At 69.8% G+C, this 12,125-nt stretch carries 11 protein-coding genes and 1 pseudogene; 9 read left to right on the top strand and 3 right to left on the bottom strand.

All coding sequences use genetic code 11. The annotated features are described in order from the left end of the window. The first annotated feature begins 13 nt into the window (after window positions 1-13). From Q0C41_RS12050 to Q0C41_RS12035, 4 genes are all read left to right on the top strand, one after another. On the top strand, window positions 14-490 hold the full coding sequence (locus Q0C41_RS12050) for a hypothetical protein (RefSeq protein WP_291984026.1): 477 nt from the start codon (window positions 14-16) through the stop codon (window positions 488-490). Beyond that, on the top strand, window positions 480-1,877 hold the full coding sequence (locus tag Q0C41_RS12045; RefSeq protein WP_291984025.1) for a PA domain-containing protein: 1,398 nt from the start codon (window positions 480-482) through the stop codon (window positions 1,875-1,877). Before Q0C41_RS12050 ends, Q0C41_RS12045 begins: the two co-directional genes overlap by 11 nt. A 158-nt stretch (window positions 1,878-2,035) precedes the next feature. Then, a complete protein-coding gene (locus Q0C41_RS12040; RefSeq protein ID WP_291984024.1) occupies window positions 2,036-2,701 on the top strand; it encodes a DUF1080 domain-containing protein in 666 nt (221 codons plus the stop codon). Window positions 2,702-2,709: 8 nt separating this feature from the next. Next, window positions 2,710-3,654, top strand: coding sequence for a DUF2785 domain-containing protein (locus Q0C41_RS12035; protein WP_291984023.1), 945 nt, complete (start codon window positions 2,710-2,712; stop codon window positions 3,652-3,654). 24 nt (window positions 3,655-3,678) lie between these two features. Here Q0C41_RS12035 and Q0C41_RS12030 read toward each other — a convergent pair whose 3' ends face one another. Both Q0C41_RS12030 and Q0C41_RS12025 read right to left on the bottom strand, forming a co-directional pair. Beyond that, window positions 3,679-4,143 carry a DinB family protein gene (locus Q0C41_RS12030; protein WP_291984022.1) on the bottom strand — a complete coding sequence of 155 codons (465 nt, stop codon included), beginning with the start codon at window positions 4,141-4,143 and terminating at the stop codon, window positions 3,679-3,681. After that, on the bottom strand, window positions 4,140-6,296 hold the full coding sequence (locus Q0C41_RS12025; protein WP_291984021.1) for a carboxypeptidase-like regulatory domain-containing protein: 2,157 nt from the start codon (window positions 6,294-6,296) through the stop codon (window positions 4,140-4,142). The genes Q0C41_RS12030 and Q0C41_RS12025 overlap by 4 nt, the downstream gene beginning before the upstream one ends. A gap of 213 nt (window positions 6,297-6,509) precedes the next feature. Between Q0C41_RS12025 and Q0C41_RS12020 the strand changes: the two genes are divergently transcribed. From Q0C41_RS12020 to Q0C41_RS12005, 4 genes are all read left to right on the top strand, one after another. Further along, entirely contained in the window at window positions 6,510-7,271 is a 762-nt protein-coding gene (locus tag Q0C41_RS12020) for a hypothetical protein (protein ID WP_291984020.1), read from the top strand. Between the two features lie 104 nt (window positions 7,272-7,375). Continuing rightward, on the top strand, window positions 7,376-8,758 hold the full coding sequence (locus tag Q0C41_RS12015) for a Gfo/Idh/MocA family oxidoreductase (protein ID WP_291984019.1): 1,383 nt from the start codon (window positions 7,376-7,378) through the stop codon (window positions 8,756-8,758). A 209-nt stretch (window positions 8,759-8,967) separates the two neighbouring features. Next, window positions 8,968-9,129, top strand: coding sequence for a DUF3309 family protein (locus tag Q0C41_RS12010; RefSeq protein WP_291984018.1), 162 nt, complete (start codon window positions 8,968-8,970; stop codon window positions 9,127-9,129). Window positions 9,130-9,154: 25 nt separating this feature from the next. Further along, a complete protein-coding gene (locus Q0C41_RS12005) occupies window positions 9,155-9,382 on the top strand; it encodes a hypothetical protein (protein WP_291984017.1) in 228 nt (75 codons plus the stop codon). On the opposite strand, the gene Q0C41_RS12000 is transcribed toward Q0C41_RS12005, so the two are convergent. Continuing rightward, entirely contained in the window at window positions 9,379-11,181 is a 1,803-nt protein-coding gene (locus Q0C41_RS12000) for an AI-2E family transporter (protein ID WP_291984016.1), read from the bottom strand. The genes Q0C41_RS12005 and Q0C41_RS12000 overlap by 4 nt on opposite strands. Before the next feature lie 286 nt (window positions 11,182-11,467). On the opposite strand from Q0C41_RS12000, the pseudogene Q0C41_RS11995 reads away from it, so the two are divergent. Then, window positions 11,468-12,125, top strand: a pseudogene (locus Q0C41_RS11995) (hypothetical protein); the annotation flags it as partial.

The raw sequence follows: 12,125 nt of genomic DNA, 5'->3' as shown, positions 1-12,125 counted from the left end.
CGGAGGGAGCACCATGCGAAGAGTCCTCGTCGCGCTGGGGAGCGGTGCCGTCGTGTGCATCGTTGCCGCCGCGCCCGCGTCCATGCAGTCCCCGACACCGGCAGGCGCCGCCGTTGCCACGCCGGTGGCACCCTCGCCGGCCATCACCGTCAGCAATCTGCCCGACACCGCGGTGACGCCGGAAGAGGCGCGGGCCCTGGCCGCTCGCGTGGCCCCGAAACTGTCCGAGATCAGGCAGCGGCTGGCGGCGCAGATCGCCGTGCGTGATGCGGTCGAAGGCTGGCGCGCACCGTCGGCCGACGAACTGGCTGCCCTCACGCCGACCGTGGCCGACACCGGTGCGACGGTGAAGACCTTGCCCGGTGGAGGGCAGGTCCTCCGCACCGATGCCTCGCAGCTCAGTGCCCTCGTGGCGACCGTCGAGGGCGGCGTGGTCACCGTCCGGCATGCCGACGGCACCCCCGTGAAGGGAGGCCACCGTGACCACTAGGTGGCTGACGGCGTCCCTCGCGCTCCTGCTCACCGCCGCACCGGTGGCGGCGCAGTCGGCCAGGGTCATCGTCATCAATGGCGACGAACCTGGCATCGGCTTCAACGATCCGACGCCCGCCGTCCCGGTGGGCGGCAACCCCGGGACCACCCGCGGGCAGCAGGCGCTCAACGTCTTCCAGCGCGCGGCGGACCTCTGGGGACGGAACCTGCAGACATCGCAGCCCGTCGTCGTGCTGGCCCTCTTCAGTCCGCTGGCCTGCACCGCGACGAGCGGCACGCTCGGGGCTGCGGGTGCCTGGAACTACTTCGCCAACGTGCCGGCGCTGAAGCAGGGCGGAACCGCCCTCACGCCGGACACCTGGTATCCGGCCGCGCTCGCCGAGAAGCTCACGCGCCAGGACATCGTCGTGCCTGACGACTTACCGATCGAGCTCATCGCCTTCTTCAACGGCGACCTGGGCAAGCCGGGCTGTCTCGAGAACAGCGGCTGGTACTTCGGCCTCGACAATCAGCAGGCGTCCAACCAGACCGACCTGCTCGGTGTCGTGTTGCACGAGTTCGGCCATGGGCTGGGCGTGTCGGTCGGGCCGACCAGTGCCAGCAGCGGCAACCGCGCCCTTGGCTGGCCCTCGGTGTGGGAGCAGTACATGAGCGACGTGACCACCGGCAAGCGGTGGCTCGACATGACGAGCGCCGAACGGGCCGCCTCGGCGCGCAACAACTGGAACCTCGTCTGGACGGGCGCCAAGGTCACCAACTCGATTTCGTCGACGTTGGAGTTCCTGGCGACGATCGAGGCGGACCCCGTGGGCACGCAGGAGGTCGGTGCGGCGACGTACGGGCCCTCGCTCGCGCGCGGCCTCGGTCTGCGCGGTGTGCTGGTGGCCCCCGACGATGGGGGCGGCGTGTCGTTGCAGGATGGCTGCGAGCCGTATCCGGCCGCCTCTTCGGTGGCGGGCAACATCGTGCTGGTCAATCGCGGGACCTGCAGCTTCGTCGTCAAGACCGCGCAGGCGCAGGCGGCTGGCGCCATCGGCGTCGTCATCGCCAACAACGCGCCCGGCTTCCTGTCGCCCGGCGGCTCGGCCTCGGGCATCGCGATTCCGACCGTCGGCGTGACGCAGGCCTACGGCGCGGCCCTGCGTGCGGCGGCACCGCTCGACGTGCGGGTCCAACTCGATTCGTCGGTGCGCCAGGGGACGACGGCCGGATTCGCGCGCCTCTATGCACCGACGACGTTCGCCCAGGGGTCGTCGGTGTCCCACTTCGACACCTCGCTGACGCCCAGCGTCCTGATGGAGCCGTTCATCACGCCGGACCTGGTGAGCAAGGTCCGGAATCCGTTCGACCTGACGCTGCCTTTGTTGAAGGACATCGGCTGGTAGCAGCGCGGTGCCACGGGCGGGTGCAGCGGAGCCTCAGCGACTCTGCCAGCCCGCCCGTGCGAACGCGGTCATCGCGCGACAGGCCGCAGCATCACACCTTCACCGGCGGCGGTCACGGCGACCAGGGCGCGCGGTCCGTCAGGAGATAAAGTGAAGGCATGCGCATCCTCGTCTTCACGCTCTGCGCCATCCTCGGGGCCGCGACGGCCGGTGCCGAGGAACGCGCCCTGTTCAATGGCAAGGACCTCGTCGGCTGGACCCACGTCGGCAAGGGGGAGGTCGTCGTCGAGAACGGCCTCCTCAAGACCGTCGGCGGGATGGGGCTGCTGTATTACTCGGGCGAACGATTCGGCGACTGCGTGATCCGCGTCGTCTACCGCACCACGACGGTCGACGACAATTCTGGCATCTTCGTCCGCATCCCCGAGCCCCCGAAAGACGCCTGGCAGGCCGTACACACCGGGTACGAGATCCAGATCCTCGACAACTTCCCGGCCAGTTACGTCCTCAGTGACCACCAGAAGAAGTTCGGCACGTCGTGGCACACGACCGGTGCGATCTACTCGATGAGCCCGGCCCTCGCGAGGCCGCAGAAGCCGGTCGGCGAGTGGAACACGATGGAGATCGAACTGCGCGGCCCACGCACCCTCATCCGCCTCAATGGCGTGCTCGTGAACGACTTCGTGGAGGGATCCACCGTGCCGCCGCGCGAGCACTCGTACGAGCCCGTCCGCGGGCGGCGCCCGGATGTCGGATACATCGGCATCCAGAACCACCACGAGCCGCAGACCGTCCTGTTCAAGGACATCACGGTCATCAAGTAGGAGGCCTCATGGCGCCCATCCAGGCGCAGGACCGGCGTGCGGTCCTGGCCGCGTGCCTGTCCGGTGTGAGCCTGTTGCTGTCGACGCGCGCCTCCCGGGCGGGGCAGGGGCGATCGTCGGCGCAGGCCGGCCGACGTCCCCCTGGCTTCTGGACGGGCATCGTCGACCGCGGGTACGCCGTTCCCGACGGACTCGCGCCGATCGATCTGCTCATCGAACTCGGGGGGTATTTCGGTGACCCCGATCCAGTCCTCCGCGACCGCTGCGGTTACGGCATCGCGGCGCGCTGGGTGGTGCGCGAGACGCGGCTGTCCACTGCCGATCTCCAGCGCCTGGCCAGCGCGTGGCTCCCAGGTCTGGGCGCCGATGCGGACCCCTTTGGCGGCGATCCGGTGCTGCGCCGGTCGTTCAGTGCGCTCGGGCTCTCACTGGTCGTCGCGGCCGACCTCGGGCAGCGGGCGCTCGAGGCCGCCACCGTGGACGCACTCGTGGGGGCCGGGGCGGAGCAACTGCGGACCAACACCGACCGCCGAGGCTTCGAGCCCGGCCTCGGCTGGGTCCACGTGACCGCGCACACGGCCGACCTGCTGAAATTCCTCGGCCGCCACCCGCGCCTCACGCCTGCGCATCAGCGTCACCTGCTCGAGGCGCTCGCTGCGGCCGTCACGGCGGCGCCGACCGTCTTCGCCTGGGGCGAAGACGAGCGACTCTCCCGCGCGGCCGCCTCGGTCCTGCGCCGAGACGATGCCGATGCGCGAGCCGTCGAGGGCTTCCTCGATGCGCTGCAGCAGGCGGGCAGTCGCGTCGACTGGGAGCAGCCGCTCGCCAACGGCGGCGTGGCCCCGGCCCTGAACGCCAAGGCGGTCCTCAAGGACCTGTTCCTCGTCCTGTCGGTGGCGGGCAAGGACGAACGGCGTCAGCAGGTCCTGCGTCGTCTCGAGGCGATACCCTGATGCGCTGCGCCTCCCGAGGCGGTGTCAGCGCACGCCCCACTCCCACAGCCCGAACGACACCTTCTTGTCGAGCGGCGTGCCCGCCACTCTGAGCGCCTGCGCGACCTGGCCGCGATGATGCGCGTCGTGGGACAGCAGGTAGCCGACGAACGCGGTGACGTGCGGCTTGAAGCCTTTCACGCGTCCGTCGCCGGCCGCCGCGTCGGCGACCAGGCGTTCGATCGCCGCGGCTGACGCATCGAGCGCGGCGGCGAGCGTCGCGTGGTCGGCGCGGCTTCCGGACCCCACCTTCTCGAGCCCATCCATGAGGTCGGGCCGCGCGGCCTTGAGCCACAGCAACCGCACGTCGTGGATGTGCGCGAACAGGTCACGCACGGTTCGACCCTTGCCCGACGGCGACGCCTCGAGCGCCGCCGCAGGCACACCGGCGAGGAGGTAGGTGGAGACGCGGGCCCCGATGGCCCAGGTCTCCACCAGGGCTGCGCTCACTTCGCCAGCGGATCCGGCCGCATCTGGAAGCGCACGATCTTCGGCGCCGTACCCTTGCCGCCTTCCATGTGGAACGGCGTCCGCGTGCTGATGGTCGAGTAGATGCCGCGGCCCTTCCAGCCGGCCTTCGGATCGTCGATGCGGCCGTCCATCCACTTCGTGTAGTAGCCGAGCGGATACGGCACCCGCAGCACGACCCACTTGCCGTCCTTCAGCGCGAGCAGGCCCTCGGACGCATTGCCCGTGTTGATCGGCGTGTTGGCGCCCAGCCCGAGGGTGTCGAACCAGTCCACCCATGTGTAGTAGCTCGCTTCCGCGCTGCCGTCGGCGGTGACGCCCTTGAACTGCGGCACGGGCTCGCGATACAGCGTCCAGCCCTCGGGGCAGTGCTGGCCGGTGGCCTTCGGGCCGTTGAGCGGCGCCGTGCACTTGCGGCGGTCGAAGCTCGCCATGTGACCGCTGGCCATCGCCGCCCACACCACGCCATTCCGATCGACGTCCATGCCGCGCGGCGAGAACGTGCGGGCCTTCGGGTCCGGATGCGCGAACGGCGGCTCGTAGACTTCGACCAGCGTCGTCTCGGGCGGATTGCTGCCGGGCACGAGGCGGACCGCGGCCCCCGGATAGCCCAGCACGCTGCCCCACACCGAGCCGTCCGGCGCCGGCTGCACCGAGTAGAACGCGCCGTTGTAGCGCTTGTCCTTCGTCGGATCCACCGGCGCGTTCGGCTCGACGTATTCGTCGCGACGACCGTTGCCGTTGGTGTCCATGATCAGCGCCGTCCAGCCCTGCGCCTTCGCTTCGTCGCCGGTCTCCTCGAACAGCTTCGTGTTCAGCCAGCCGACGACCTGTCCGCCGCCGCTCGTCCACAGCGTGTGATTGGCATCCTCGGCAAAGGCGAGATGGTGCGTCCCGAAGCAGGTGCTGATGTGCGTCAGCTTCTTCGTCTTCGGGTCGTACATCTGCAGGTGCCGGCTCGAGCGCGCCACGGGGAACAGCTTCGCCGACGGATGATCGGAGCCGGCCTTGCAGAAGTCCGGGTTGTCGAAGGGGCGCACCGCCGACGTGAGCCACAGGCGGCCCAGGTGATCGAGCATCGGGTTGTGGACGTTGTTCTTGCTGTGCCAGATCGGCTCGGTGCCCCAGTAGGGCGACGGCTGGGCCATGTCCGGCGGCGTGGCTGGCGTCGCGGGGTCGCGGACCGTGAGTGGGATGCGGCTGGCCGTGTGCGTCGTCGGGTCGAGCACGGGCACGTAGTCGGCGCTGGCCTCCAGCGCACCGTACAAGGGGCCGTTGGCGTTGACGGTCGGGTTGCGTCGATCGGTCGAGACCTCGTCGTGCAGGTAGTGCTTCGGGTCCGCCCAGTCCCACTGGGTGATGACGACGTTGCGCTCGAGACCCTGCGGTCGCGGCGGTGCCGGTGGGACGGCGCCGGCCTTGATGCGGTCGGTCCAGTTGGCGAATTCCTGCTGCATGCGCAGGCCCACCTGGTTGATGGTGCCGACCATGGCGCCGCCGGCCTGCCCTGAGGCGATGCGCCGCTGCCAGGCGTCGAGCGACGAGTTGAAGTGGCCGAGGTCCTTCGGGATCTCGCGCGTGCCGATCGTGCCGAGCTGGTGGCACGTCGTGCACCCACCCGACTTCACCACGCGCAGGTACTGCTGTTGGGAGGTGATGGCGGGCTGGATGCCGTTGCCGGTGCCGCCCGTGCCGGGGAACTCGCGCTCGGCGGGAATCTCCAGCAGCGAGTACCAGAAGCCGGCAGGGTAGTAGTGGGCCGCCGCTTGCGGCGTCGGCGCCACCACGGCCTCGAGGGCCAATCGCGCCCCTGGCGTGGCCGTGGACTTCGGCGAATCCACCAGGCCGTAGCCGCGGACCCACACCTGGTAGCTTGCCTTGGGCAGATCGGGAATCAGGTAGCGGCCCTGGTCGTCGGTCACCACCGTCCGCGAGAACTTCGTCGGCAGGTCGGTCGTCTCGGCGATGACCCAGACGCCCGCTTCGGGCCCCTTCGGCCCCGTGACGACCCCGGCGATGTCGTCGCCGTCCATCGCGATGGCGCCGCCAGGCCCCTGCGTGGCGCCGATCGAGGTGAAGGCGAGCAGAGCCGTGCAGGCCCCGGTGAGCAGCAGGAAGGTCAGGCGCGTGCGCATGCGGCGTCTCCGTGGTGGGTTGCGGGACATGCTATCGCGAACGGGGGAGTCGGGAACCGGGAACCGGAAACCGGGAACCGGGAACCGGAAGACGGAAGACGGACGCGCGATGGGAGGGACCGCTCGCCGAGCGGTCCGGTCTCCGGACGTTGTCGGTCTCAGGCGCGGCAGAGCTGGAGCCGCGACCAGTGATGCGATAGTCTCAGCCTACTCATGCGATACGGCAGGGCCGCGGCGATCTTCGTGTCGTTGGTGGCGGCGACGTGGGTGACCACGGCGGGCGCGCAGCCACGCCAGCCGACGTTTCGCGCCCGCACCGTCGTCACCGAGCTCGAGGTTCATGTGACCGACGCCGGGGGACGCCCGGTGCCGGATCTGACGCGCGATGATTTCGAGGTGACGGAGGACGGCGTGTCGCAGGTGCTGATCGGCGTCGAGGCGAGCGGTCAGGCGGCAGGCGCGACAGCCGCTCGGGCAACCGCGGGGGCGACGGTGGACGCGCCCGTGCCGTCCCCTGCTGCTGCGCTGCCAGCGGGCACCGTCCTTCGCGCGACCAACCGCCGCGACAGCGACCCGGCATTCGAGGCCCTCCGCGCCGAGAAGCCGCTCGGTGTGGCCGTGGCGGCCGTGGTCCCCTCGGCGGACCTCGGCCTCGAGGCGGTCACGCACCTCACCGCGGGCGGCTCGAAGGCGCGCTCCTCCGTCAGCGTTTCCGTCGTCGACGCGCCTGGTGCGCCGCTGCCGCCTCGCGACATCCTCGAAGTCCTCGCCATCGTCGTCGACATGAAGGGCAAGACCGTGACCAAGGCCGGCGGTCGTGCCGAGGTCACCGCGACAGGCGCCTCCCTGGCGACGCCAGACCTCGCCCTCGAGCCGCTGAAGCCAGGCCGCTACCAACTGCGCGTCGCGGTCCGCAGCGTCGCCCTCGATCGCACGGGCGCCGTGTTCCTCGACCTCGCCATCCCGCAGCACTAGCGGCGGCCTTCCACGTTCGCCGTCGGCCTTCCGCCTTCTATCTTTCCGCCTTCGCCTTCAGCATTCGGCATTCGGCATTCGGCATTCCCTGTATCCTTCCGCCCATGAAGCCCTCCACACGTCGTCAGTTCCTCGGCCAGACCGCCGGCACCGTCGCGGGCGTGACGCTGGCCGGCGCCGTCCTTCCAACCGATGCCGCGCAGACGGCCCGATCGGCCAGTCGTGTGCTCGGCGCCAACGACCGCATTCGGCTCGGCTTCATCGGCTGCGGCATGCAGTTCCAGGACCTGCTGCGGCGCGGCTTCTTTCCGCGCCGCGACAGGCAGGGCGACATCGACTTCGTGGAGGTGTGCGACGTCTGGCAGCCGCGCGTGGACAACGCGAAGACCAAGACCGGTGCCGAGCGTGCGGGTCGCGACTACCGCGCCCTGCTCGCCCGCCCCGACATCGACGGCGTGGTGATCGTGGTCCCCGATCATCTGCACTACACCATCGCGCGGGCCGCCGTCCTGGCGGGCAAGGACGTGTATCTCGAGAAGCCGATGACGTACACCATCGACGAGGCCGCCAAGCTGCAGGATGTCGTCCAGCAGACGGGGCGCATGCTGCAGGTGGGGGGCTCCGGGCTCAACTCGCCGCTGCATCAGGCGCTGCACCAGTACGTGCAGGCCGGCAAGATGGGCAAGGTGGTCTGGGGCTTCATCAGCTACAACCGCAACACCACCGAGGGCATGTGGGACTACCCGATGCCGGGTATCGGCAGTGAGGCCTGGCCCGACGCGCCGGTCACGTCCGAGAACCTCGATTGGCAGGCCTGGCTCGGCGGCGCCCGCAAGCGGCCGTTCAGCAAGGAGCGGTACTTCCGCTGGCGCAAGTACTGGGACTACTCGGGTGGCAACGCGACCGACCTGCTGTTCCACCGTCTTGGTGCGCTGAGTGCCATCGTCGGCTTCGACTTCCCGACCCGCGTGGTCAGTGCCGGCGGCATCTACGTCCAGAAGAACCGCCAGGTGCCCGACACGTACATGACGACGGTCGAGTACCCGAAGGCGTACTGCTTCAACATGGTGTCGTGCATGGCCAACGCCGACTCGGCGCCCATCACCGTGTACGGCAACTGGGGCACGCTGCAGGTGCTGCCGTCAGTGCGTCAGCCCGGCCAGCCGGCCCCGCGGGGCGGCGGCCGCGGTGTGATCACGGCGGAGCGGACGTTCGAGAAGCAGTTCAAGGAGGCCAACGACGGCAAGACCCAGGTGGAAATCACCACCGAGACGCCGATGGAGGACCTTGTCGACAACTGGCTCAACAGCATGCGCAGCCGGCAGACCCCGATCTACGACGTCGCCAAGGGCTACCAGGTAACGGTCGCGATCCAGCTTGGCGTGCAGTCCTACAAGGAGGGCCGCGCGCTCGGCTACGACCCGAAGAGCCGTCGCATTCTCACGGAACTGCCGGGGCGACCAGAGTACCCGCCGCAGGAGAGCTGACGCTGGCGTCCCTGATGGGACTTTTCCCGACTGTACAGGAATAGTTCGCGCCTGCCCGCGCCACCCCCGCGATCGCCCGGCGGGGCTGGCCGCGGGCGCCGGCACGGCCCTTGCTTCGTTCCGATCGGAACGCGCGAGCCGATGCGCCAGGCCCGGGGTTCTCCCGGATCCGGAGAGGCACGACCGCCGCGTTCAAGAACGGTCGCGTCATGTCCACTCTCCTGATCGTCATCCTCGTCATCCTGCTGCTCGGTGGTGGTGGTGCGTTCTATGGCCCGCGCGCGGGATGGGGCGGGTCGCACTACGGCGGCCTCGTCGGCCTCATCGTCGTCATCCTGCTGGTCCTCTTCCTGACCGGCAGTCTCCGTTGACGCGCTCATCCATCGGGAGGCAGTCATGAACGCATTGCGACTGGTGGCCGTCGCGCTCATCGTGGCGGGCGGCCTCGCGCTGGCGTACGGCGGCTTCACGTACACCAGCGACACCCACGAGGCCACGCTGGGACCGCTCGAACTGTCCGTCGAAGAGAAGGACACGGTGAACATCCCGGTGTGGGCCGGCGTCGGCGCCATCGTGATCGGCGCCGGACTCTTGCTCTCGGGACGCAAGGGCAGGCCCGCCTAGCTGGGCGTAACCACCGACAGGCGACCCAGATAGTCGCGGCTGTCGATGAGCGTGGAGGCGAGATGACTCGCCCCCGCGCTCAGCAGCGCCTCGCCGCCCTCGTCGGCCAGGACCGGTGGGCCCCAGCGGCCTACCGCGATGTGCACGTCCGGCAGGGCGGCACGCAGCCGCTTCACGAAGTAGCGGGTCTTCGAGGACGGACTCGGCGGCAGGTCCGCGAAACACACCACGGAGAAACCACCACCCCTGACCGCGGCGATCAGCTCGGCTGGCTGCAGGCGCGTCCGCGTGATCTCGATCCGCAGCGGCAGGTCGGCGCAGACCTGCGCCAGCATCGCCAGGGCCACCTCGTCGGCGGGGCCACCGACCGCGTAGCCGAGGACGTCGAGCGGCGCCGGCGCGGGCGGGCGCACCGTCGAGGCATCGCCCGGGGAAGGGCTCGTCGGTTCGGCGGGCGAGGTGGCCACCGGCTGGAGGCGTCGTGCCTCGGCCACGTCGGCCAGCAGTTCGCGCGTCGCCTCGATGATGGCCGCTTCCTCGTCCGGAGACAGCCGCTCCTCGATGCGATCGCGTTCGGCATAGCCCAGCGCCGGCACCATCAACGCATCGAAGACGGAGTCGGGAGGCCCGACGGCGATGTGGCGGTCGATCATCTCGGCCGCTTCACCCTGGTCGCGCGCCAGCAGGCGCTGGTAGTAGCCGGTGTCCGGCGCCAGCACGCCGGAGTCGGCCATGAGGGTGCCGATGAAGGCGAGACCCGGCACATGCTTGCCAATGACGACGAGACACACCGTCAAGGGCGACGCCATCAGCAGGCCGAGCGGCCCCCACAGCCAGGTCCAGAACGCGACCGACATCAGCAGCGCGACCTGGGACACGCCCACGGCGCCCGCATACAGGACGGTCTCGAGCACCAGGTTGGTGAACAGCTCGAGCGCGATGAAGAAGGCAACCACCGACAGGGGCCCGACCCAGCCATCCAGCGCCGCCAGGCTGACCAGCACGGGCGCGCCGGCCCCGACGATGGGACCGAGGTACGGGATGAAGCGGAGGGCCGCGCCGAGCGTCGCAAACACCAGGGCGTACGGCACGTGCAGCAAGTGGAGCGCGATCAACGCCATCGCCCCCCACAGCACGCTCACGAGGCTCTGCATCAGCAGTTGCCGGCTCACCCGTTGCGCCGCCTCGTCGAACGCCCTGGTGGTGGTGGCGAGCCGCCCGCCCCCGATCAGGCCGATCAACCGGTCTCGCAGATCACGTCGCTCCAGCAGCATGAAGATGACGAGCGCCGCCACGAGACCCGCCGTCCCGAGCGGTCCGACGATGGGACCGAGCCAGGTGAAGCCGGAGAACCCGGTCGAGGGCGTCGACGTGACCACCACGGGCCGTGACACCGTGCCTTCGGGCGCCGAAGCGCCCAGGTCGGTCCGGATGCCTTCGAGGGTTTCCTGGATCTTCTCGACCGCGCCGCCCTTGCTGGCGCCACGGACGTCGGCGATTTTCTCGCGGATGTTGGCACGATACTCGGGCAGGTTGCTCGTCAACTCGTCGGTCTGCCGGCTCAGTGCCCAGCCGGCGAGCCCCAGCGTGGCGAAGACGAGGGTGACGGTCACGAGCACCGCCGGGACGCGTCCGACCCAGCGCTCCAGCCACGACACCGGCGGTGTGAGGACGAAGGTCAGCAGGATGGCGAGGGCGAACGGCACGAGGACGGCCTGGGCCCAGTAGAGCACCGCGACCACCAGTACGCCGCTGGCAAACGTCGCCCAGGGCGGAGTGGACTGCACTGCGTCGTTCACGGTGTGCTCCGTTCTCCGGGCCGGCGCGCCCCGGGGGCAGGCCCCGCCGTCGCAGGCGCGCGGACAGCAGGGGCGACACGCCGCGGAAAGCGCCGCGTCGTGTCCGTCCCTGCAGCATGGCACGAGCCGGCGTCTGCAACGCGACCCGGGTTCGGCGCATAATGGGCCTTCACCGCTTGCCGCTGCCCGCGTCGAGGTACGAATCATGACTCTCCGCGTTACGCCGATCCTGGCGAGTGCCGTTCTGTGTCTGTCGTCTGTGGCCTCCGCTCAGATCATGAGCGGCATGCGCAACCAACCCACGGCTCGCGACCTGCCCACGCTGGCGCTCGACACCAACGTGGGCACGGACCAGCGGCCCACCTTCCGGCTCAAGGTCACTCGCGTCGAAGTCAGCACGCTGGTCGTGGACGCCGAGGGCCGGCCGGTGCGCGACCTGAAGGCCAGCGAGTTCGAGGTCTACGACGGCGGTCGGAAGCAGGACATCCAGTCGTTCGCGGCCTACACCTACAACGGCGGGTCGATCCCGCTCGACACGGTCGAATCGCCGATCGACCCCAACGTGACCAACGCGCTGGTCACCAACGCCTGGAGTTCGTCGTCGCGGGTGATCGGGATCCTGATCGACGACCTGCACATCGATGCCCGCCGCACGGAGAAGGCGCGCAGCGCGGCGCGCCACCTGATTGGCAGCCTCGCGCCCTCGGATCTGCTCTTCGTCGGCCTGACCAGTTCCTCGACGATTTCGACCGCCGGGTTCGTGCGCGACCGTCGCCGTGCGCTGGAGATCGTCGAGTCCTTCGGCGGCCTGCGCCTGCCGGATCCGACCCTCGAGATGCGGCAGACGCCGCAGACCTTCTCCAACCCGCTGCTCCAGGGCATGCGGACCCCCGGTCTGGCGGCCTCCGAGCAGCAGCGGGGCATGCGGCTAGATCGGAAGAGCA

The sequence above is a fragment of the Luteitalea sp. genome (genome assembly GCF_022842525.1).
In the GTDB taxonomy this organism is placed as follows: domain Bacteria; phylum Acidobacteriota; class Vicinamibacteria; order Vicinamibacterales; family Vicinamibacteraceae; genus Luteitalea.
This window is presented reverse-complemented; position numbering and strand designations above follow the sequence as displayed.

Coding starts and splice junctions, on each gene's coding strand:
- Q0C41_RS12025 (WP_291984021.1), bottom strand. CDS start 6,296: ATGCGCACGCGCCTGACCTTCCTGCTGCTCACCGGGGCCTGCACGGCT.
- Q0C41_RS12035 (WP_291984023.1), top strand. CDS start 2,710: ATGGCGCCCATCCAGGCGCAGGACCGGCGTGCGGTCCTGGCCGCGTGC.
- Q0C41_RS12020 (WP_291984020.1), top strand. CDS start 6,510: ATGCGATACGGCAGGGCCGCGGCGATCTTCGTGTCGTTGGTGGCGGCG.
- Q0C41_RS12040 (WP_291984024.1), top strand. CDS start 2,036: ATGCGCATCCTCGTCTTCACGCTCTGCGCCATCCTCGGGGCCGCGACG.
- Q0C41_RS12005 (WP_291984017.1), top strand. CDS start 9,155: ATGAACGCATTGCGACTGGTGGCCGTCGCGCTCATCGTGGCGGGCGGC.
- Q0C41_RS12015 (WP_291984019.1), top strand. CDS start 7,376: ATGAAGCCCTCCACACGTCGTCAGTTCCTCGGCCAGACCGCCGGCACC.
- Q0C41_RS12050 (WP_291984026.1), top strand. CDS start 14: ATGCGAAGAGTCCTCGTCGCGCTGGGGAGCGGTGCCGTCGTGTGCATC.
- Q0C41_RS12010 (WP_291984018.1), top strand. CDS start 8,968: ATGTCCACTCTCCTGATCGTCATCCTCGTCATCCTGCTGCTCGGTGGT.